This window comes from Aliivibrio sp. SR45-2 (assembly GCF_963890165.1).
Taxonomy (GTDB): Bacteria; Pseudomonadota; Gammaproteobacteria; order Enterobacterales; family Vibrionaceae; genus Aliivibrio; species Aliivibrio salmonicida.
The window spans coordinates 22,001-44,101 of record NZ_CAWPRC010000154.1 but is presented as its reverse complement, the minus strand read 5'-3'; the positions used below and the strand labels follow the sequence as shown (position 1 = coordinate 44,101).

Below are 22,101 nucleotides of genomic sequence, written 5' to 3'. Positions count from 1 at the left end.
AAGCCAATATACTACTAACTAACCAAAACAGCTTACGATCGTAACAGTTTTTATGCTCAACACCCTTTGCTATCCAATGCATTATATTTGTCGATTTTAAAATCTGTTCTTTATTCACAACACACTGCTCATCAAACTCTTCAGGCGTAATGTAAAAAGGAAGATAGGACATTTCTAACCCTCTATTTTTTATGTTCAATAGCAATATCTGCCGATTTATTTAACGATTGAGATCCCCATTTATTCAGTTTTTCACTATCACTAATCGCGGTATGGACGGCTTTTTGCGTTACAGCATACTGGAATTGATAACTGTATTGGATCTCTTCTTCACTATTTTGACTTAACACCAAATAATCAATTTGAATGGCAAGATAACTAAGCTCACTGTTTATAGGTAAAGTAACTTGATAAATATCACGTTGCTCACTCAGTATTGGTTTTTTATTATCTATTTGAATTTTTTCTAATGTCACTAAATCAACATTAGATAGCCATTCACCACTTTCCAACTCTTCTACACTTGCATTGCTATTAGTGGTAATGCGCAATAATTGACTTCCCATCCCACGAGGTATAGAAAACCTTACATCAATCGCATGGCATAGTGCAACGGCTGCAGGGTAACTCTGTTCCGATTTAACATACGTCAATTGCGGTTCTTGGTAGATAACAGGTTGTAACTGTATACGTTTTAAATCATTCAATGCCGTATTCAATATATTGGTATTCTCTTCTAAACGTAGAGAAACATCTTTTGATTCACTCCATGTTACCCGTTTAGGGTTGGTTCCCCATGGAAGTAACGCTAGCCATTTTTGATAATCATCTTGTTTTGATGCCTCAATGGCATAACTAAACACCATATAAAAAGCAGTAGCCACTAAAAGAATAGCCATTACTGGTGCACCAAATAATACACCAATAGCAATTCTACCTGAACTCCATCCTGCAATTTGAGAAAAACTAACTAAAGCCATCGCTCCAAGAGAAGATATTTTACCAAATAAATAAATACGTTCTTCACCATAACTATTTTCCAGTTGTCTGATGTCTCTAAACAATTCAATACCAACGGCAACTAAGTTAAGAACCGCAGTTCCCGCTAACCATCGTGTAAATATTTTTGCGCTTTCCAATGGTAATTTGGCTATTGAGGATGAACGCCTAACTACCTCTCCCCTTGCCTTCTCTATAGCGCTAACGGTAGACTTTAGTAGTTCTGGGTTTCCTTGAATCTTAGCCCATGCAGTACCAGTTCTAATACCCGCCCATGCGGTTGCGGTATAAGCGATTTTTTGTCCTATTTCAGCGTAATTATCTGCCGTGGCTAGACCATCTTGCCTTATCGTTCTCAAAGAATCATTCAAGCTAATTAGATTAAATACCAAAGCAAGGAAACCTAAACCACCGACATCAGAAAAATGATTTTTAGCACTTACCGCAACGCCTTTTAAGCGCTCTTCACTCATACTGTGAATAGCACCTTTAATATCTGATGGCCATTCAAAACGTTGAGGAAAACCAACGACATTAGCCGCTTTAACTTTTTGCAGGCGAGTCATTTCTTTTAACGCCGCTTGCTTTTGTTTTACTGATATCGATTTATTTTCCACTATTGTCGTTGAAGTCTTTATATCGACATCAACCTGAGCCATTCTCTTCTGCCACTTATCGAAATTTTGTGCAAAGCCTTCTGCAACATTGATGCCTATTTTATGCGCTAATTTCTCAGCAAACGTAATTCGATAAAGAGAGGTTGTTCGTGATGCATACCCAGTAGGCATAGCAGGTAAAAGTAAAACAGAGGCTTGCGCGATGGGGCTAACGCCTAATTTAGCTATATATTGAATTAATCCACCAGAAGCCGCGATAAGAACGTGATTCAATTGTTGAATCGTTTCCCCAAGCTTTTTAAAAATTTCCGTTTCACTTACACTTGCGTGCGCCATAAAGTCTACAATTTTACTGTACATCGTTGTGGTATTACTCAAACCGGCGACTTCGATATAAAACCCATCTTGAATTGTTTTTGGCGTGTCCACATCCTGAATTATCGATTCATGATTTGATTTATTTGCCCCATCATTATCATCATGCTTAGGGAGTAACTCTTCTAATTTCTTAAATAACGTATGACTAAAACCTGCGGTGTATAACGGAATAATACTGGTTGGTTTTTCACATTGTGCGGTTAGCCACTCTTTATCTTCTACGGAGGCTAAAAATGTAAATGCTTCTATAAAATGCAAATTGGCGTCTTGGAGTTCTGTCTGGGTTTCTTCTCCCCACAGATCACATTGTCGTTCGATCATAAAAGGAGTGAATGCGTTAAGAAAATGTTTAAAATCTTTTTTAGCCTCAAAAGCCTCTTTTTCTAACTCATCCCTTTCTTTTTGAAGTTCATCCATTTCTGTTAGCATCGCCTCCCAATCGAGCTGTTTACGCCATTTACTTTGAGCTAACCAGTTTTCGTATTTCTTTAAATGACTCGCAGGAATGCTGTATTTTGATTGGATGGATTTAGCTATTTCTGACTGTTCGCCCTTATAAACGCGAGCGATTGCATCACTTGATGGACTTTGTGATTTATAGGCGTTACTTGTTTTCTCTCCTGCATCATAGAAACGAGACATATCAAGGTAAAATTCAAGCTCCTTATTGTTTCTTGTGACTGATGGTGGAAATTTAATGTCATCCATAGACCCGAATAATGTCATTTGCATTGCCGTCTGCATTAATGTCCATTGATTAGAGAAATTTTCATCAAAGAAACGATATGGTGTGGCAGCCCCAACAAACTGCGTAGCAAGATCACGACAATCAACCAAGTGGTCATTAACGGCAACAACGTAAGCCACCTCTTCTTCTGGTATCTCTGAAATGAAATCAGACACAGAGGCGACTGGCTTTATTTCAGAGTACTCATGTTCATCGCCTTGTGAATCAAAAGTACCAACATAACTCGCAGAAAAACGACCATCATCAATCGCAGATTCTTCGATATCGGCAACTTTAGACAACAATTCAATGTCTCCCACATGCGCAGGACAACCGTCTCGGCTTAATACCACCGTTTGCATATAACTTGAGTAGCGACCAATATTTTCAAGTACGTCTTGAAACATGATCCAACTCCAACGGTGCTTAGAATAGAGTAATGAAAGTACACTGTTGTTGGGATAGCTTAAAAAGCCCGTAGACGCTTGCTTTTGACCTCTTTCTTTGTTGCTTGGGTCTTCACTATCACTTAATTTAAAATGAGTGAATTGAGTCCCTTCGACTTGATATTCATCAATGGTTTTTTGTTCGTAGTTATAAACGTATAACCAACCATCCCTTAACTGACGAAGTGTGTATTGATTAGAGGTTAATCGCCTTGCCGCCAAACCATTGCCATTCCATCCTTCAGGCAAACCAAATGGAGTAATCGATCCATCGTTATTACATTGTTGATCTATGGCATAACGAACTGGTACAAAATGAGCATCAGCATTTGATGCCTCCTCTTTAGAGGTAAAATCAACCACTTCAGGTTCATTAGAAACGACGTCTGTTTTATTCGTTTCTCCTGTCCAATACATGCTTTTTTCATTAGGTAAGCCATTCGTATCATCAGCGGGTGCTGTCGACATGGTTTTCAAAGAGAGTAAATTACCATCCTTATCGAAAGCTTGAGCGGCCTCTTCATAAGAGAATTCTTCAGTGTTCCAGCACATAGAATTTTTAGGTTGAAATGGGTAATTGTGACTCATGGACAGATCCTTTGATAACCAAACATCTACATAAGCAAAAATAAAGCCACAATTAAATCACTTAAAATCAACATGTTACCTAATGCGTAATTTTCAAAAAGACAACAACTTGTGATTTTAACCAACTTATTGTTTTTATTTCTCATACAAAAATGCCAGAGCAGTTACCCGCTCTGGCATTTATTACAAACTCAAGTTAGCTATTGGGTGGTAATTACCAACCTAATAGGCTTTTCTCTTGTTGCTTACGGATTTCAGTTTCATCAGCCCATTCGATCAGACCTGTTTCTAAATCCATTAAACGCATTGTCATTTTGTAATATACGTCTTTATCGCTACCTGCATTTTTCACGATGCTAGAAAGGTTACCGTAAAGCATGTATTGAGCACCAACCATTTTACCGAATTGAATCGCAGTATTTTGATTTACTAGCTCATCCGTATTTTGGAAATTCAGTTGCGTACGAACCGCTTCTACACGATCCATATCAACAAAACGGAATTTACCCGAGTTAAGCAATTTAGTACTGATTGAGTCAGTTACTGATTCTGTATCAATGTGCTCGCTTGTTTTGTTTTTAATGCTTTCAACAAAAACAATTGGACGATTACCTTGAGTGATTTGTGCTACAGAGCCAGATGAAAGCATGCTTTCTGTCATTTCACCGGCAATTTTTTGCAAATCAGTCGAACCAAAGTCAACCGTTGTTGTTTCAACAGCTTGAGCATCACCGTAACTTACTTTATTAGAACAACCACCAAGTAGTACAGCTAAGCCTAATAATGCAACAACACTTTTTTTCATTTTATTTTCCTCTAAATAAGTGGTTTCTATCTTCAATAAAGAAAGATTATTCTAATGTACGAATTTGAATACGGAATTGCGTCGCTTCTGGTTTCATTGCAACACCTTGAACGCTCATCGTGTCTAAACCACGAACGATAAATGTACGCCACGGTGAATCAGAACCATTCACTTCTAGGCCTTGATCGTCATACCAATAAAAACGGTATTGAAGTTGTTGATCGCCACTGAATTTACTCGTTAGAGAAACAATGCCGCGAACTAAACCGTTATTGTCTTGAGTGCTGATCTGATCAACAGACAGTCGGCCACCCAATACGTTATCACCAAAGACAACCTTCTGAGTGCTACTATCAACACTTATGCCTGATGTTTGACCAGAACTACATGCTGCAAGTACCAACGGTAGCAACAATGCAATAAACCATTTTTTCATTATATTTCTCCTAATTGTTTATGCCACCAGGTGACAGCATTTCCTTGTCTAGATACCCAAACCACCACGGTGTGACCTTCTTTTACACTAAAGTTTAGTTCATTACCTTGATACTCAAGTGTATTATTTCCTGCTTCAACGCTCATATTTGTTACGCTGATGATTGCTGGCAGTGTTTGCCAACTTCGAGTATCTGGTTGCTCGGTTAATGAATTGAATATCGTAAATAACGCATTGGCTAACTCTTCTTCCTTTGTATTACGCGATGTTTTACGTAATTCATCTTTAGCAACAACACGTAGCGCTTGGCGGATCACCATCGCTGGGATACGTTCACTCAAATCATTTTCGGCCATTAACGTCACATCAGCCAGTTGATCGGAAGGCAAGGCTTTATCATTCACTCGTAATGGGGGGAAAGTTTGTCGCTGCATTTTCTTATAATAAGGCAGCGATAAGTTATACTGAACAAAGTTGCCATGGCTATCCCACATTGGCAACCTTAAACGCCAATCATCTAGCTGTGGCAAAATACCTTGTTCATCGATGATAATTACTCGACTATCAGTGCGATTTGGTACTTTATAGGCGCCGTATTGTTTTTCTAGTGTTTGGATATCATTTTTCATACCCAATCGACGAGCTAGCCGCTGAACGGATTCAATCACCGTTTTATTATTTGGTGCCACCGCTAACGCTCGCTTGTAATCAATGTAAGCGTCACTAAAATTTCGGTTTGTTTCAAATAATAAGCCAGAATAGTAAAACAAATACCCATTTTGCACGGCTTTAAGTGTTTTGCCTGCATCTGGATAATTCGCTAATATTGCACCTACATTTGCGTTTACACCCTTTTTATTCGCCTCTTTCTCGGCTGATTTCAGCTCTTTCTCTCGGTCTTTTCTGGCTTGTTCTTGGATGTAGTTAGCTTTTCTGACTTCAACCAACGCCCCTTCTAGATCATTATTTTTTAAATAGTTTAGCGAAAGGTATAAATGCAAATAACCCAGTTCATAATCCGCTGGTTTATAATCGATAAGGTTATCGTTAGTTACTAAAGAACCAACTTGGTTCGCAGAGCCTGATACTGTGATAGTCGCTTCATCACTTTGTACTCGAGCAGCTTGCTCTGCACTTTCAAAATCGGATTTACTCTCAGCGTATTGCTCACTTAATAAAGCAATACGACCTAACTCTAAATTATCTAGAATTGGCCCACCGGTATCCTCTGCTGCGTCTTGATAAGCCAGCTTAGCTTCCCCACTCTTAACTAACTCATACGTATCTTGAGTTTGAGCAGAATAATGACTAAACAGATTTCCAACCGATAAGTTGGCACACCCTGACAATATCAAGGTAAAAGAAAGGATAACTGATTTTTTTAAGACTGATTTCATCAAAATTAAAGAAACTCGTAGTAAGAAAAAAGTAAGGCTCCGATCATGGGAGCCTTAATATTGTCTATTAACTTAATAGCATCGGACCTAATGGACGCCCGCCCACAAGGTGCATGTGAATGTGGTATACCTCTTGTCCACCATGGGGGTTACAATTGACGATTAAGCGGTAGCCCTCTTTTGCGATGCCTTCTTCTTGAGCGATTTTCTTAGCCACAGTAAACAAACGTCCCATCACTAACTCATCTTCTTGCTCAAGATCATTGGTTGTTGGGATGAGTTTATTCGGAATGATCAACACATGACTTGGTGCTCTAGGGTTAATATCACGAAATGCAGTCACCAAATCATCTTGATACACCACATCTGCTGGGATTTCTTTACGAATAATTTTGCTAAAAATAGTTTCTTCAGCCATGACTCATCTCCAATAAAACACAGTTTTTTATCTCTAATTCTCTCTAGTATGCGTTACAAATTTCTCGAAAACAATCACTTGAATGATAACTTAACGACAAATTAACCCTTCACATACAAAAAACCATTAAATAAATGAGAGTGATCTCTCTTTATATATTATTAATTTTATAGATATGGTCACAGCAGGCGTTAACTAATAATCATAATATGAATGATTGTTGTCATAATTTTAAGACTTTTCTTATTTACTTTCTAAATTCTAAGTCTTGCATTACTTTTAAAGAGAGAAGAGAACATGAATAGTTCGGTTGTACGTCGCATGTATGCAGGTTTTTCACTCATTGTTATCCTGTTTATTACGACAGTCATTTTGATGCTCAATGGAACGAGCAACATCCACAAACAAATGCAATCGGTCTCAACAGAGTCCATGCCCCTTGTCAGTTTATCAAACGAAACGAGTGTTGCCTTACTTGCCGCCGACAAATCCTTTAAAGATTTCCTAACCACTCGTGATCCAGTTCAGATGCAACAAGCTCGTCAGCAATTCTCTGTTGCAGAAACAACATTTAAAAATACCTTTCAACGCTTAACCGCCGCCGCACAGAAAAACAGTACCACCGCACAACAAAGCGCAGAGTTAGCATCAATCGAAAGCCAATATTTCACCGAAGCGCTCGTCGCAATGGACAACTACCAAGATTTATTAGTCGCAGAAGACAGCAAACAAAAAGCAACCCGTAACTTTCAACGTTTGTATACTGAGCTTAGTGTACGAATGAAAGAATACATTGACGGCCAAGAAAGCATTGCCGTAAAAATGATGGCAAAAAGCTACTTTGTAAAACTAGAAGATGCTGAGTTAATCACATCAGATGCACTAGCAAGTAATGACGTTGAGTTCGTTAAAAAAGCCGTAAACAAAAACAAGAAAGCCGTGACTCATTTAAACTACGCTTACCGTGGGTTAAACAATCAACTGCCAGAATTAAAACCTATTTTTGATGATTCAGTGAACAAATTCAGTCTTGAAGTCGGTAAAAAAGAAGGCATTCTTAATACGCATTTCATTTACTTAAACGCCAAAGAAACCTTATACACCAACATCTCAAATTTAGCTCATCAAATTGATGCAGGGCTAACGCTTCTTAACTCATTCAATAAATCAGCCAATCAAGGTTTACAACATTCACTAGAACAGGCTGATGTCATTTATCAACAGAGTTTTTATAAAGCGGTTGTTCTCGGTGTGGTTGTCTCGCTACTTGCAACGGCTATTGGTTTTCATCTTGCTTCATCAGTACGAACGCCACTCAATAATATGCTGCGTATTTTAGAATCATTAACCTCTGGGGATATGACACAACGAATTGCAACAAAGCATAACTCTGAGTTTAGTCGTGTATCTCGCCATATTAATACGTTAGCGGATAATTTACAGAAAGTCTTATTACAGCTAAGTGCGGCTTCTGATGAACTTACGACGGTTGCACAAAATAACAGTTCTACCGCAGAAAAGGCCAAACAGCAGCTACTAGAACAACGTGAAAAAACCACCAGTGTCGCGGCCGCAATGACAGAAATGGAACACTCTGTAGTTGAAGTTGCATCAAGCTCAGAAAGCTCCCTGCTTAAAGTACAAGAAGTTGAAGCGGCTTCAGAGCACGGTCAACAAGTAATGACAAATAACATTGCAACGATAGAGCAACTATCAAGTCGCTTAGATGAATCTGTACATGCCGTTGCAAACTTACAAAAAGTCAGCAGTGAAATTGGTTCTATTCTCGATGTGATCAATAAAATTGCAGCACAAACTAACTTACTCGCTTTAAATGCCGCCATTGAAGCCGCTCGTGCTGGAGAGCAAGGTCGTGGATTTGCCGTTGTTGCCGATGAAGTTCGAGTGTTAGCAAAACGCACCGCAGAATCAACCTCTGAAATTGAAACGATGATTGGTAACCTTCAATCCAGTTCAAAAACCACCACCCTCGTCATTGAAAGTTGTGTCGAAGATATGCAACAAAGCGTAACTCAAACCAATGAAGCCAATAATGCCATGGTGATGATTCAAAACTTAATTGAAGAAATAAGTCACATGAGTAACCATATTTCTCAAGCAGCAAATGAGCAGAGTGCAACAACCACTGAAATTGCACGCAGTTTGGAAGACATTAGTCACATTGCAGAAGAGAATCAAACCGCAATGAATGATATCGCCAATGTCAGTTCAACGCTGAATGAGTTAGCCCATCAGCAAAGTGATATTGTGCATCAATTTAAAGTGTAGATTGAAAGGTAATTCCGTTATTCAATATGAAATAGCATAAAAATATAAGCCAATACCTACAGAAGTTTTAATTACTGTCCTACTATTTAAACATACCGTTAACAATGATGTGTTTATATAATTAAAGGACTGAATATGAAAAAATCATCTTTGCTCGTTGCTGTAGCTCTAACTTCTGTCGGTTTTTCTTCGCCTCTCCTAGCTGAGGCTTATTTTGGGGGAAAAATAGGTTTAGGGCTCATTGATGATGCTTGTTCTGCCTCAGGTCCCTGTGACGATGATGCTTTTGGCTTTGGTGCATACGGTGGTTACCATTTCACTGAGCGATGGGGGCTAGAGCTTGGGTTTGATTCTATTGGTGAGTTTGAATCGAGTCATTATTACAACAACACAACAAAATATGTTGATAGCCGTCTTACTGCCCTTTCATTAGCGCCTCGCTATACTTTTAACGCTACCGATACCATCGATGTATTCCTCAAAGCGGGTGCCGCTTACATGGATTACAGTCGCGCAAATGATGTTGTATTTACGGCGGGTTTAGGCAGTGAATTAGCCATTAGTGAAAGCTTAGCTTTGCGTCTAGAATACCAATACTTTGATGATATCGATGATAGTTATATCTATGATCTATCATCCCATTTCATCTCTTTTGGTCTTACTTATACCTTTGGGAATGCTTCAAACTCAGAACCCCAAGCGGCCTTAATTGAAGAAGAAGAAGAAATTGAAGTTGTCGCAGAGCCAGAAAAACAAATGGCAGAACCAATGGAAGAGAAAGTCGTCGCGCCAGTAGAGCCTGTCGCTGCAAAACAACAATCTAAATCACATCAAAACCTATTCAAAAACAATGGTTCTAAGCTTGCGCCAGAAAGCCACGCAGAACTTGATACGATTGCACAAACACTCATTGATCATCCGCAAGCTACCGTCAACATTGTAGGACACACGGATTCATCAGGATCAGCCGCTTATAACCAAAAAATATCTGAAGCCCGAGCTCAATCAGTCTCTGCTTATTTAAAAACAAAAGGCGTTAAAGAAAGCCAAATCAATGCCAGTGGTGAGGGTGAATCTAATCCTATCGCAAGCAATAAAACCGCGGCAGGAAGAAGTGAAAACCGTCGAGTTGATATCGACATTCCTAACTTCGAATATTAATTAATCGATATTCCTGACTCAAAGGGTTGAATGCATATTCACACATTCAACCCTTTTTCTTTCTAATCAACGACTCATTTTTTAGCCATACTGTCATTGTTTACACATCGATTAATGACACAATAAAAGATAAGAATATTTAGGAATACTAAACACAAGTACGCCTTCTTTTTTCTGACACAATTGATTGGATGAAAACTCTCTCCACTCACTGTCCGATGGCATACTCACTTCAATATTCTTGTTCGATTTATTTAACGCCACAATACCTCGATCTCCTCGTGCAAAAACAAGATGATCGTCACTCGCTTCAATCAAAGTTTGCCCTTCTCCATACATACGATGATGAAAATGAATCAACCCTGACATTTTTTCTTCTTTCCATGCATTTTTCCAGCGTGGGGAACCAAATGAATTAGTGATACCACTGGTATCTAAATCCGAATAAACCAACGGGATCCCCCCTTCTCTTCCAAATAAATACGCATAAGCTAACCACTCGTTATGCTCACTCATCACCAAACTTTTAAATACTTGGTTATTCGGAATATCATGAGTAATGGCAAAAGTAATCGCACGTAAAGGAGACAAAGCTAAGCCATAGCAATAAGGATCGATTAATGACGTTAACGACCCTTTTTTCTCAAACGCTTGATAGAGAATATTAAATAAAGGGAAGTCATAAGCACCTAACGTGGTTCCCATTAAATAGGGACTTAAAAACGTCTCGTACTCTTCTTTTGTTGCTCCACCGTCAGTAATTATTTCACCAAAGATATGTACATCATTGGTTATATCGTCAGTCCATACTTTATTTAGGTGTTCAAGGCTCATGTGCTTTGCTGCATCAATACGAAAACCTTTTACTCCCATCGACTTCAATGCAAACAAATAAGCACGCTGTTGCTCAACAACATGTTCATTATCAATTAAGGTAGGTAAACCTGGATCATGAGGTCCCCCAGATATGCGGCCATTTTGAACTTCCCATTTATCATTCCAATTCTCGATACCAAAAGCATCAACAAAATCAGGTTCAGTAAAAAGAGGTTCAGAGAGATCACCAAACAGCGTTAACGCATTATATTTTGTCGGGTCTTTTTCGTAATCCTCTCTATCCCATCGATTTGGGTATTGAAGATCCGCTCGAATGTCTGATTCGTTTGCCATGTGATTAAACACAACATCGACATAAACCCATAAATTAAATTCAGCAAGACGCTCTATCATATGTTTAAAATCAGAGGTATTGCCTAATGGGTTATCAATCAAACGATAATCTTGAGGCTGATAGCGCTGCCACCACTGAGTACCCGAGGGTAATTGAAGTGATTTCATTGCAGGGGAAACCAACACAGAACGATACCCTAATGCGGCAATCTGCTCTGCTTGTTCAGCAATGCTTTGATAGGTCCAGTCGAACGCATGAAGAATGACATTACTTACTGCGGGTATATTATGTAATTGTCCCGCCATTCCCTGACTCATTTGTGTATCCCTTTCTGTATAACGTCATTCTATTATAAAAAAGCCGTTCACCTTACTCCTCCTCCCTTACTCTATAAAATACAGTAGGAGCAGTAAGGCGTAGAAAAAAAATTCAGAGAAAAAATACGACGGCGAACCCCATAAAACATCCCTGAATTTCTTTTATAACAATAGATTACCTTCGATTGGAATAAAGCGGTCAGCGGCATCAATTAATGCATTTGCGGTTAAATCTGCAACGCCATACACTTCAACTTCTTTGTTAAAACGTGACTGAATTCGCTGAACGAGTAATTCAAAATCACCATCGCCCGACAGAATAACCACGATATCCGCCTGCTCAGCAAGCTCGATAGCATCTAACGCAATGCCTACATCCCAATCGCCTTTCGCTGAACCGTCACGACGTTGAATAAACGGTTTTAACTTTACATCAAATCCAATGCCACGAAGAATATTATGAAACTGCTTTTGCTTATCATCACTACGAGCAATGGCATACGCGTTTGCACCGACAACCTTACGACCATCAGTCACTTTCGCCCATAATGCATTGTAGTCAAAATGACGTTGGTATACGTCACGCGTAGTGTAGTAGATGTTTTGCACATCGACGAGGATCGCAACTGTTTTCATATTTCACCTTCCTAGGAAATTATCTAATGAGTCTATATGAATCCCTTTAATTTAGGTATACTTCGCCCAAATTTTGTATTGGAAAGACAGTAATAATGACGAAAGGTTACTCTTGTATTGGATTGGTAAACCCAAAAACACCTGAAAATGTAGGCTCAGTAATGCGAGCGGCAGGTTGCTATGGCGTAAACTCGGTATTTTACACGGGAAGACGTTACGATATTGCCAAGAAATTTTGTACTGATACAAAAAGTCAGCACCTCAATGTGCCACTTATTGGTGTTGAAGATCTTAAAGATATTATTCCTTTAGATTGTGTTCCTGTTGCTGTTGATCTTATCGAAGGCGCGAAACCACTGCCAGATTACAAGCACCCACCTCGTGCGTTTTATATTTTTGGCCCTGAAGACGGTACATTGAAAAAAGAGATCACTGATTTCTGCCGTGAAACAATCTATGTACCAACCAATGGCTGCATGAACTTAGCCGCTGCTGTAAACGTGATCATGTACGATCGCATGGCAAAAGGCGAAAACTTCTCCAACCATAAGTAATCTACATTAAGCTAGATGAATAAAGGAACTCGGCATGTTTGATTTATCACGTATTTCGGGTTTCGAAAACGCATCAATTACCCAAACTGACACCCTACAAACCTTGTGGGGCGGTTATGGTGAATTGGTGCGTTTGCATTTAACACAAGCTCCAACCTCTTCTATCATCATCAAACAGATCACGTTACCAAAACCTAAAGTACATCCTAAAGGGTGGAATACTGATCTCTCACACCAACGTAAACTCGACTCATACCAAGTTGAACTCAATTGGTATCAAACTTACGCCAATTCGGTTTCTACCCATTGTCCTGTGCCGCGCGGCTTATACGTAGAACAACGTGATAACGAACTCATTTTAGTATTGGAAGATTTAGCGACCTGTGGTTTTCCAATCGTAAAAACAGACACCTCTATGAATGAAACCAAAGCCTGCTTAACGTGGCTTGCGAACTTTCACGCAGAGCATCTTAATGTAAAACCTACAGGGTTATGGCAAACAGGTACTTACTGGCATTTAGATACGCGACCTGATGAGCTTGAAGCCTTAACGGATTTACCCTTAAAACGCGCAGCAGTTAAGATTGATGAAACCCTTAAAAATACCCGCTACCAAACCTTAGTTCATGGTGATGCTAAGTTAGCAAACTTCTGTTTCTCTGAAGATGGTAATCAGGTAGCAGCTGTGGATTTTCAATACATAGGAAAAAGCTGCGGGATGAAAGATGTGATTTTATTTATCAGCAGTGCAGTAAAGCCAGAAAACTGTGCAGAGCTTGAGAGTGAATTATTAGATCATTATTTTAGCCAACTTAAAACCGCCCTATTGCGTTTAGGCCGCACCGAGGCAAGTGACGATATTGAGCAAGAGTGGCGACCACTGTTTTGTATAGCTTGGGCGGATTTTCAACGCTTTGTAAAAGGCTGGAGCCCAGAGCACTGGAAGATCAATGGGTATACGGAAGGGCTTAAAGAAAGAGCGTTGGGGGTTTTGTAGGGAAAGGCCGCAAGTGAGCGACCTTTTTTGTGTGTGGGAGTTTTAGTGGCTAACTGATTTTTGGGCAAAAGTTTGTCAGCCACATACTAATTAATCATCTTGGTATTCTAATTTTAGTGGCTCGTAGCTGAAAATTTACAATTGTTTTTCAATAAATTCACAACGGGCTTTATAACTCCAAATGTCGAGTTTCTATTATCATACCGCCAAGTTTGTCTATGCTCTCTACGTTTACTTATAGTTACACATATACTATTTTTAGCTCTGGATAAGGCTACGTATATCGCACAATTATCCTCAAAGTTTTGATTTTTATAGTTCCAAAACTCCTGATCTTCTAAGCCCATGAAGTATACAGTGTGATACTCAAGACCTTTACACTTGTGAATATTCATTAAATGCACAGCGTTATCAGCACTAAATAGCTTAACAGCCTCTTCTAATGAATTTGTCTGATTACACATATTCCTTAAATGGACTTCAAGCGCTTGCCACACCTGATTAAAATAATCAGGGGATTTATATTGTTTCCATCTTCCTTTTATTTTATTCATACCAAGGTTATGAATAAAACTTTGAACGTGGGATAACAGGTCGTCAGCCTCTAAGGTTGTTGTCATCAGTTTTTGCTTTAGCGAGATAAAGTTCACTAAAGAATTGATGAGAACCTCTTCCTTATCATCACCAACTTCAATCTTGTTTAAAGATAAATTAACTTTAAACAATTCGGTCATAACTTGAGGCTCAGGTCGCACTAACGCGTTTAGAAATAGTGAGAATAATTGTCCGAGAGGTTCTTTTAAAGCATCTTGTAATTCCGTCATATCAAGGTTGTTTATACCAATCTTAGTTAACTCGGCTCTCAATATTCCGGTATTCTTTGATACCTGCTGCTTAGTTAAAATTACGACCTCACTTGCGTCGATACCGCTGAGGATGGCTTCTTTAATACTCTGGGCAACAAATGAAGCTTCTTGATGCTCATCACTAAAAGCATGTAGAGAGCAGCTATCTGGAATTGTTGATACTTCTTGGAATGTAGATCTTGGGTTTTGTACAAACTGTAACACTACCGCTAATACATCTTGTATTTCACTAGATGCTCGATAGTTTTTTACTAGAAACTTGTTTTGTGCAGAAAAGTCATTTAAAAAATCAGCAAATACCGTTTTACGAGCTCCAGCCCACAACATTATGCTTTGGTTTATATCTCCAACAGTTAAAATTTTAGTTTCGGTGTTCTGAAACAACAATTGTAACAATTCGTATTGCTCATTAGTCGTATCTTGAAACTCATCGATAAAAACATATGCATAAGAGTAAGAAAACATCACTCTTATATCTTCTCTTGCACGTAAGATCCGTATTGCCAAAATTAGCAAATCGTTCATCAATATTTTGGTATTTCCACTTGCATCTTGGCGTCGAAAAACGATATCGTAATTGTTTATAGGACGCTCACTTTCAGACAGAACATTCTTAAATCTATCAACAATGCTCTTACTAAACGCATGGAATGTGAAAGAATCAAAGCGAGTTGCTTTATCACCACAACGCTTATTAATTCTCTCTTTTATATTTAACTGAGCTTCCGTTTTAAACGTAAGGGATAATATTCTTTTAGGCCAAACACAATTATCCGTAAAAAACAAATAACTTGCTTTTTGAGCCAGCATCTCTGTTTTACCAGCACCAGCACTTGCAAGTACAGCAACCGAGCTATCACAGGTAATTATATCCATCAATTCAGGCGTAGCTTCTATTCCATCAGATGGTTTCCATTCAATCATTACTCAATTACCTGTTCAGACAATTCGATAATACGTTCCATCAGTCGTGTTAATTCCGATGGTAATTTTTCCAAAATTTCTTGTGAAGTATGCAGTTCCTCAAGCTTAGTAAACATACGAACATGAGATGCCGGCTTACTTTTATTTGATAAAAAACGATAGCGATACCATAAGAAATTTCTTTCCCAATCAGATCCAAACTCAAACCTTTTACCAATATTTCCTTTTTTAAGTACCGCCTTTATTAACGTAGCTTCTCTTTTTATAATATCTTCATCTTCTTCGTCTTCTTTTCCTTCAAAAGGACCTCTTTCGCCATAAGCTTCATCTTTTACACAAAAAATATCGGGAAAAGAGCAGATCATAGAGTAATCAATATCTAAAGGGCTAGAAAAGAACACATTGCATTTTTCTATTTCATCTACAATAAGCTTTACTACACTACTTGAATAGTGAACAAAAAAATCGGTCGGGTTCTGAGGTGAATTCCACGCAGGGATGCAGTCAAGAGTATCTTCGTTAATAAACTCATTTCTCATATTATCCATCAATAGCAACTGCTCAATCACATATTTGATGCGACCAAATCCCCCCCATTACGGTCGATATCAAAGTCTAACAGTGTAACAAAAGGAATCTTCAGCGAATTAAGCAAACGCCAGAAATGATTGACATGTCTCCCACCAAGCGGGACAACAGATATTGAGTGACCGTCAATGTCTTTTCCAAAATGCTCCAGTAACTTTGGTATAATAACTTGTTCACTATCGCCCTCACCCAGTATTACTAGTTTCGAAAAATAAATTTCGGGGTAAGCTTTAACAGCTTCGCTAATATACTTTGCCTGCTCATAACTATCTTCAGGCAATAATAACGCTTGAACTTTTGTACATATATCTTCATTGTCTAATCGAAAATGACGTATCTGCATAGGTTCTATACGTCCAACCAATGAGGCTGAATGTGTAGAAACTATAGACTGACAGAACTCGGTCGCACCATAATCTTTTACTAATTTTAATATTCGACCTAAATAATGTGGTGATAAATGGTTTTCAGGTTCCTCAAGCACAATTAAACTGAAAATCGGTAGTTTCATTTTATCAACATCAAAATTTGATGATTGACTTCTAAAAACAGATTGTCGTGTCGCTTTGTCTATATCGAGGAGTGCTTTGGTTAAAGCAAAGTAAACGAGAGATTTTTGTCCATCACTTAATCTACTAGTATCAACCTTATTTCCTGTTGCATCTGGCATAAATTGAAGCTGTATAAGTCTCAATATTTCATCCACATCACCGACAGGAAAATTAAGTTTTGCTTGATTGAGATGACGCCCTTTGTATATACCTTTCCAATTATGATTAATTGCCTGTGTGATCTGTGCCAAAGCAGGGTTATCTGATGCTAATCGATTCAGTTGTTGCGCTTGTGTTTCAAATGATTCCTGCTCGCCTTCTGACCATTTAATAGCTTTCAGTAAACGGCCTAAAATAGCTTTCGACGAGTACTTTAATTGAACTAATGGGTCTCTATTCGCTGGTACATAATTGACTTGAATTGCGTTCCTTTGAGAGGCTGAGAGGCGATGTTTATTATCATCTTCAGGTTCTTCCATATCACCATCAATTATCCAAACATTTTCATCAACATCACCGAGGGAATTATAATCGAAGCTTAAACTTGCTTCCAATCGAACTCTAAAAATAACTTCACCAGTTGAACTCGATGCTGTCAGTCCATTAATTAAAGATGGAATCGATGGATTACCGTCAGCATTGGTAACACTAAACCATGCCTCTATCATTAAATTTCTTGGAGTAGCAGGATCTACGCTGTCTGGTAAATGAAAATCGGAAGGTATGATGCCACGTAAATAATGGTCAATTGAGAACAACTTATTTAAAGCTTCTAACGTCGCACTTTTACCTGTTCCATTATGCCCAATGAAAACTGTTAGATCAGTGTCAAACTCTATTGTTTGAGGATGACTTGTAGATATACTCTTATAGCCCGAAATCACTAATTTCTTTAATAACATGTTTACTACTTCTTAAGTTATTCTGTATAAATCGTTCAAGTAAACAAAAGCTTAATTGCATACTAAGCAATCGATTGAATGGCAAATATTACCATGACTCGTAGTAAGCAGTTTTTAAACCAATCATGTTTTTGATAAAAATTTTAATCTTCGTGAAAATATTTTTTAACACACTTTGGGGCAGAAACAAGCTAGATAATCCTGAAATAACTCAAGCATGGTCATAAATATGTATTATGAAAATAAAGTCCCCTCCTTCCAAAAGTCACTCAGAAAATCATCTCAGTTTTACTTAACTTCAAACACCCCCCAAATAGAAGCATTTGAAGTTAAGTCTCGTCACCAAGAGTTAAATGGTGAGTGAAAATCATCTCTTTTTTTCAAGATCTCAGTAACTCGGCTGCGTTGCCCTAGTATTGGTGTTAAATCACTATCACTTAATCCAAGCGACTCCATTCTAAATTAAATTGTTTCTACTGGATCTGGTACTTCAATTCGTATGCTTCAACAAGAGTAGTGATAATTTCTAGTTCATCAAACTCATGATTAGGCAGTGCATCAGGATCGCCGCTAGTAAGTTCGCTGATACGAGCCATCGCTGCTTTGTAATCATCTTTCGTTCTAATTGGCTTAATATTCATAATTTATTACCTCCGCATTGTTATTGCATATTTAGTGTTCGGGACTCTCTAAAAAGCAAAAGCTCCCTAGCACAAAGTACCAGAGAGCTTTACTGTAAATCGAACCCTTAAACTAACAACAAGCTAACGTAATTAGTTAACTTGATCAGTTGCTACCTTTGGTTTTTCAACTTCCGTCAATAACCCTTTAAACAGACTCACACTGCCTAATAAAAGAATTATCGTGAACGGCATTGCGGCAATAATGGTAATTGATTGCAGAGATTCAATAGATTGAGTACCACCAATCCACAACATAACCATTGCGATAACACCAGAGATAACCGCCCAAACTACTTTCTGTTTAACGGGTACTTCTAACTTACCACCGGCTGTCATGCCATCAATAACGATAGAGCCTGAATCTAACGTTGTCACAAAGAAAACGATGATTAATGCTACCGCAATGAAAGATAAAATATCCCCGAACGGATAAGCATCTAGCATATGGAACAAGCTTAGAGAAACATCGCTAATACCTTGTTGAGCACCCAATAATCCAACTTTATCGATAACTTGTTGAATAGCCACACCGCCGAAGATAGACATCCACGCCGTGGTTACCATTGTCGGTATAAGCATTACGCAAAGAAGGAATTCGCGAACGGTGCGTCCTCTAGAGATACGAGCAACAAACATACCAAAGAAAGGGGCATACGCAACCCACCACGCCCAATAGAACACAGTCCAACCGTGCAACCACGCTGTATCTTGACGACCCGAGGTTTGACTCAATGGAATAATATTTTTCACATAACCCGTTAGAGCCGTAACCAAAGAATCCAATACGGTAGTGAAATTCAAAACAGCAATAAGGCCAAGGAAGACAAACGCAATAACCATATTAAGGTTACTAAGAAACTTAACGCCACCATCCATACCACGGAGAACAGAAATGATCGCCAGACCCATAATCAATACGATAACGGCCTGTTGAAGATAGATGTTATTGTCTATTCCGAAAACATGGCTGATACCACTAGCCGCTTGTGAGCCCCCTAAACCAAGGGAAGTCGCTAGGCCAAACAAGGTAACCAATACGGTTAAGATATCAATCACATCACCTGTTCGCCCCCAAACTCGATCACCCAATAATGGGTAAAACACCGAGCGCATTGAGAGTGGTAACCCTTTATTGTAAACAAAATAGGCAAGGCAAAGTGCTGTCATGCCATAGATAGCCCATGCGTGTAAGCCCCAGTGGAAGACCGTTGCACCCAGTGCAAGTTCACGCCCTGCTTCTGTAAAAGGTTCTACATTAAGCGGAGTTCCAAACCAGTTGGTAAAGAACGCGGTTGGCTCGGCAACACCCCAAAAAATAAGCCCAATACCCATACCGGCAGCAAATAACATCGAGATCCAAGAGGCTTTTGAATAATCTGGTTTCGCGTCATCACCACCTAAGCGAATTTTACCCAAAGGCGAAAATGCTAAAATAATGGCAAAGATTAATAAGATGTTAGCGCCCCACATAAAGAGGAAGTCAAAATTTGACAACACAGAACCTTTAAGTGAATCAATGGCTGCTTTTGCGTCTGCGGGAGGTAATGCGAGAAGAGTGATGATGAAGAGGAGAGATAAGCCGACTGAGGCTACAAAAACGGTGTTGTGGACATCCATGCCCCATTTACTGATGTTATCTTGACCGACTTCATAATCCGTCGATTCAATACTGTACTTTTCTGATTTAAAACCCATAAACGATAATGTTCACATATCCGGCTAAGCGAACAGCTAGACGAATATAAGGACAACTCCTTATCCAATTACTATTTGATTGAGTAGCGGTACCATATAAATAAACATGATAAGAATCACCACGGTAGGTGATTAATTGCTCTTTTTCTCAATCCCAAGTGTCGTATTGTAACACAAAATAGCACTCCTCCGTTGAATGCTAGGGTTTCTCCGTATATAACCGTCACTCATAGCTGAAACTTAAGTAAGTATCAAAGCGATTAAAAATAAGAGAATCTGACCGATATTGTATCGAAAAAGGATCGAACCCTGACTATTTGAAGATTCATGGTTACACCGATAATCTCGTACAAGAACCACCCGATTAATTAACTTCAAACCAACAACATATCGAGCAAGTGTAAATAAAAACAGTGCAACCCCCTACCTATAAAGTTGTATTTTTACAATAATTCCTTTCCAACATTAGCGACAACATCCTAAGTATGACTGACCTATTCGATTATTTTCATAGCACTCGTTTATAGGTTACGTGACATAAAACACACTAATGGACAAATTATAAATGTAACGAACAAGTTTCATTTTAGATCTGCTAACCTGCTCGCACTTTGAAAGTTGTACAAAGTAATTTAATGGAGATTAGTTCATGACGAATGACAACAAAAAAATTAAAAGCTCTTTAACTGCTCGCATCATTACCGGCATGGTTGCTGGTATTTTATGTGGATTTTTGATCCGTACTTTTTTAGGCGACAATAGTTTTATTAACGAGTACCTAGTCAATGGTTTGTTTGATGTTGGTGGGAAAATTTTCATTGCCAGCTTAAAAATGCTCGTAATTCCCCTTGTCTTTGTTTCCCTTGTTTGCGGTACAAGTTCTTTAAAAGACATGACAACATTAGGTCGATTAGGCGGTAAGACTCTCGCTTTCTATATCGGAACCACCGCGTTAGCCATCTCTTTAGCGCTCATCATGGGTATCTTCTTACACCCAGGGGCCGGTGCCGATCTAACCTCTGCGGCTTCTTTTAGCACAGCAGAAGCACCTTCATTAGGCCAAGTTATTGTTGGCATGTTCCCAAGCAACCCGATGGCTGCAATGTCTCAAGGTAATACGTTGCAAGTTATCGTATTTGCCGTGCTATTTGGTATCGCCATCAGCCTTGCTGGAGAAGCAGGACAACGTGTTTCTGATTTCTTTAGCGACGTAAATGAAGTAATCATGAAGCTGGTTACGCTGCTAATGAAAGTAGCGCCTTACGGTATTTTCTTCTTAATGGCGAAACTGTTTACTGGTTTAGGTTTAGATTCAATCGCAAACCTAGCGGCATACTTCTTAGTTCTCGTTGCGGCACTGCTTATTCATGCCTTTGTCACTTACAGTATTCTTCTTAAAGTTCTTTCAGGCCTAAGCCCTATCGTGTTTTGGAAGAAAATGAAAGATGCCATCATGTTTGCCTTTTCTACCGCCTCTTCTAATGCCACTATTCCAGTGACCATGGAAACGGCAACACATCGATTAGGTGTCAGTAATAAAGTCGCTTCATTTACCATTCCTCTTGGTGCCACCATTAATATGGATGGTACGGCTATCATGCAAGGTGTCGCAACGGCCTTTATTGCTCAAGCATTTGGCGTAGATCTAAGCATTGGGGATTACATGACAGTGATCCTAACAGCAACGCTTGCATCTGTGGGTACCGCTGGTGTCCCAGGTGTTGGTTTGATCATGTTAGCGATGGTATTAAACCAAGTAGGCTTACCTTTAGAAGGTATTGCACTCATCATGGGTGTTGACCGCTTACTTGATATGATCCGAACTGCGGTAAATATTACCGGTGACAGTGTGGTGACTTGTATTGTGGCTAAATCAGAAAATGAGTTAGACATTGACGCCTTTAATGATCCAAAAGCTGGTGAAGCTGAACTCGCACTAAAAAGAAGTGCTTAATT

17 protein-coding genes are annotated in these 22,101 nt (G+C 38.9%); 5 read left to right on the top strand and 12 right to left on the bottom strand.

Annotated elements, in window-relative coordinates; all coding sequences use genetic code 11:
• Positions 1-182: 182 nt before the first annotated feature.
• The 5 genes from AACV33_RS11125 to hinT all read right to left on the bottom strand — a co-directional run bounded on the left by AACV33_RS11125 (position 183) and on the right by hinT (position 6,811).
• The gene (locus AACV33_RS11125; RefSeq protein ID WP_182700220.1) at positions 183-3,755 is read right to left on the bottom strand and encodes a T6SS effector BTH_I2691 family protein; all 3,573 of its coding nucleotides are present in this window, start codon (positions 3,753-3,755) and stop codon (positions 183-185) included.
• A 214-nt stretch (positions 3,756-3,969) separates the two neighbouring features.
• Positions 3,970-4,560: a penicillin-binding protein activator LpoB gene (lpoB, locus tag AACV33_RS11120; protein ID WP_012550009.1), complete on the bottom strand. Its 591-nt coding sequence runs from the start codon at positions 4,558-4,560 to the stop codon at positions 3,970-3,972.
• A 46-nt stretch (positions 4,561-4,606) separates the two neighbouring features.
• Entirely contained in the window at positions 4,607-4,996 is a 390-nt protein-coding gene (locus tag AACV33_RS11115; protein ID WP_012550008.1) for a YcfL family protein, read from the bottom strand.
• Positions 4,996-6,393 (bottom strand): COG3014 family protein, encoded by a 1,398-nt coding sequence (locus AACV33_RS11110; protein ID WP_182700219.1) that lies wholly within the window; start codon positions 6,391-6,393, stop codon positions 4,996-4,998. Before AACV33_RS11110 ends, AACV33_RS11115 begins: the two co-directional genes overlap by 1 nt.
• 67 nt (positions 6,394-6,460) lie before the next feature.
• Positions 6,461-6,811, bottom strand: a complete 351-nt coding sequence (hinT, locus tag AACV33_RS11105; RefSeq protein ID WP_012550006.1) for a purine nucleoside phosphoramidase — start codon at positions 6,809-6,811, stop codon at positions 6,461-6,463.
• A 297-nt stretch (positions 6,812-7,108) separates the two neighbouring features.
• Here hinT and AACV33_RS11100 point away from each other — a divergent pair, with 297 nt between their 5' ends.
• Both AACV33_RS11100 and AACV33_RS11095 read left to right on the top strand, forming a co-directional pair.
• On the top strand, positions 7,109-9,100 hold the full coding sequence (locus AACV33_RS11100; RefSeq protein ID WP_065610626.1) for a methyl-accepting chemotaxis protein: 1,992 nt from the start codon (positions 7,109-7,111) through the stop codon (positions 9,098-9,100).
• A gap of 135 nt (positions 9,101-9,235) precedes the next feature.
• A complete protein-coding gene (locus tag AACV33_RS11095) occupies positions 9,236-10,261 on the top strand; it encodes an OmpA family protein (protein ID WP_182700218.1) in 1,026 nt (341 codons plus the stop codon).
• Between the two features lie 111 nt (positions 10,262-10,372).
• Here AACV33_RS11095 and AACV33_RS11090 read toward each other — a convergent pair whose 3' ends face one another.
• Both AACV33_RS11090 and AACV33_RS11085 read right to left on the bottom strand, forming a co-directional pair.
• Positions 10,373-11,749: an alpha-amylase family protein gene (locus AACV33_RS11090; protein ID WP_182700217.1), complete on the bottom strand. Its 1,377-nt coding sequence runs from the start codon at positions 11,747-11,749 to the stop codon at positions 10,373-10,375.
• 162 nt (positions 11,750-11,911) lie between these two features.
• Positions 11,912-12,385, bottom strand: a complete 474-nt coding sequence (locus AACV33_RS11085) for a LabA-like NYN domain-containing protein (protein ID WP_012550002.1) — start codon at positions 12,383-12,385, stop codon at positions 11,912-11,914.
• A 95-nt stretch (positions 12,386-12,480) separates the two neighbouring features.
• On the opposite strand from AACV33_RS11085, the gene AACV33_RS11080 reads away from it, so the two are divergent.
• Complete coding sequence (locus tag AACV33_RS11080) at positions 12,481-12,939, top strand: RNA methyltransferase (protein ID WP_012550001.1); 459 nt, start codon at positions 12,481-12,483, stop codon at positions 12,937-12,939.
• A gap of 34 nt (positions 12,940-12,973) precedes the next feature.
• The gene (locus tag AACV33_RS11075; protein WP_182700216.1) at positions 12,974-13,936 is read left to right on the top strand and encodes a phosphotransferase; all 963 of its coding nucleotides are present in this window, start codon (positions 12,974-12,976) and stop codon (positions 13,934-13,936) included.
• A 113-nt stretch (positions 13,937-14,049) separates the two neighbouring features.
• On the opposite strand, the gene AACV33_RS11070 is transcribed toward AACV33_RS11075, so the two are convergent.
• From AACV33_RS11070 to AACV33_RS11050, 5 genes are all read right to left on the bottom strand, one after another.
• On the bottom strand, positions 14,050-15,726 hold the full coding sequence (locus AACV33_RS11070) for a UvrD-helicase domain-containing protein (protein WP_182700215.1): 1,677 nt from the start codon (positions 15,724-15,726) through the stop codon (positions 14,050-14,052).
• Positions 15,726-16,265, bottom strand: coding sequence for a hypothetical protein (locus AACV33_RS11065; protein WP_339379723.1), 540 nt, complete (start codon positions 16,263-16,265; stop codon positions 15,726-15,728). Before AACV33_RS11065 ends, AACV33_RS11070 begins: the two co-directional genes overlap by 1 nt.
• A 26-nt stretch (positions 16,266-16,291) precedes the next feature.
• Positions 16,292-17,767, bottom strand: a complete 1,476-nt coding sequence (locus AACV33_RS11060; RefSeq protein WP_255458574.1) for an ATP-dependent nuclease — start codon at positions 17,765-17,767, stop codon at positions 16,292-16,294.
• Positions 17,768-18,240: 473 nt separating this feature from the next.
• The gene (locus tag AACV33_RS11055) at positions 18,241-18,408 is read right to left on the bottom strand and encodes a hypothetical protein (protein ID WP_255458573.1); all 168 of its coding nucleotides are present in this window, start codon (positions 18,406-18,408) and stop codon (positions 18,241-18,243) included.
• Positions 18,409-18,540: 132 nt separating this feature from the next.
• Complete coding sequence (locus AACV33_RS11050; RefSeq protein ID WP_182700214.1) at positions 18,541-20,145, bottom strand: BCCT family transporter; 1,605 nt, start codon at positions 20,143-20,145, stop codon at positions 18,541-18,543.
• A gap of 649 nt (positions 20,146-20,794) precedes the next feature.
• Between AACV33_RS11050 and AACV33_RS11045 the strand changes: the two genes are divergently transcribed.
• Positions 20,795-22,099, top strand: a complete 1,305-nt coding sequence (locus AACV33_RS11045; RefSeq protein WP_012549995.1) for a dicarboxylate/amino acid:cation symporter — start codon at positions 20,795-20,797, stop codon at positions 22,097-22,099.
• The last annotated feature ends 2 nt before the right edge of the window (positions 22,100-22,101 follow it).

Coding starts and splice junctions, on each gene's coding strand:
- AACV33_RS11065 (WP_339379723.1), bottom strand. CDS start 16,265: ATGAGAAATGAGTTTATTAACGAAGATACTCTTGACTGCATCCCTGCG.
- hinT (WP_012550006.1), bottom strand. CDS start 6,811: ATGGCTGAAGAAACTATTTTTAGCAAAATTATTCGTAAAGAAATCCCA.
- AACV33_RS11100 (WP_065610626.1), top strand. CDS start 7,109: ATGAATAGTTCGGTTGTACGTCGCATGTATGCAGGTTTTTCACTCATT.
- AACV33_RS11050 (WP_182700214.1), bottom strand. CDS start 20,145: ATGGGTTTTAAATCAGAAAAGTACAGTATTGAATCGACGGATTATGAA.
- AACV33_RS11110 (WP_182700219.1), bottom strand. CDS start 6,393: ATGAAATCAGTCTTAAAAAAATCAGTTATCCTTTCTTTTACCTTGATA.
- AACV33_RS11080 (WP_012550001.1), top strand. CDS start 12,481: ATGACGAAAGGTTACTCTTGTATTGGATTGGTAAACCCAAAAACACCT.
- AACV33_RS11045 (WP_012549995.1), top strand. CDS start 20,795: ATGACGAATGACAACAAAAAAATTAAAAGCTCTTTAACTGCTCGCATC.
- AACV33_RS11085 (WP_012550002.1), bottom strand. CDS start 12,385: ATGAAAACAGTTGCGATCCTCGTCGATGTGCAAAACATCTACTACACT.
- AACV33_RS11090 (WP_182700217.1), bottom strand. CDS start 11,749: ATGAGTCAGGGAATGGCGGGACAATTACATAATATACCCGCAGTAAGT.
- AACV33_RS11115 (WP_012550008.1), bottom strand. CDS start 4,996: ATGAAAAAATGGTTTATTGCATTGTTGCTACCGTTGGTACTTGCAGCA.
- AACV33_RS11095 (WP_182700218.1), top strand. CDS start 9,236: ATGAAAAAATCATCTTTGCTCGTTGCTGTAGCTCTAACTTCTGTCGGT.
- AACV33_RS11075 (WP_182700216.1), top strand. CDS start 12,974: ATGTTTGATTTATCACGTATTTCGGGTTTCGAAAACGCATCAATTACC.
- AACV33_RS11070 (WP_182700215.1), bottom strand. CDS start 15,726: ATGATTGAATGGAAACCATCTGATGGAATAGAAGCTACGCCTGAATTG.
- lpoB (WP_012550009.1), bottom strand. CDS start 4,560: ATGAAAAAAAGTGTTGTTGCATTATTAGGCTTAGCTGTACTACTTGGT.
- AACV33_RS11055 (WP_255458573.1), bottom strand. CDS start 18,408: ATGAATATTAAGCCAATTAGAACGAAAGATGATTACAAAGCAGCGATG.
- AACV33_RS11125 (WP_182700220.1), bottom strand. CDS start 3,755: ATGAGTCACAATTACCCATTTCAACCTAAAAATTCTATGTGCTGGAAC.
- AACV33_RS11060 (WP_255458574.1), bottom strand. CDS start 17,767: ATGTTATTAAAGAAATTAGTGATTTCGGGCTATAAGAGTATATCTACA.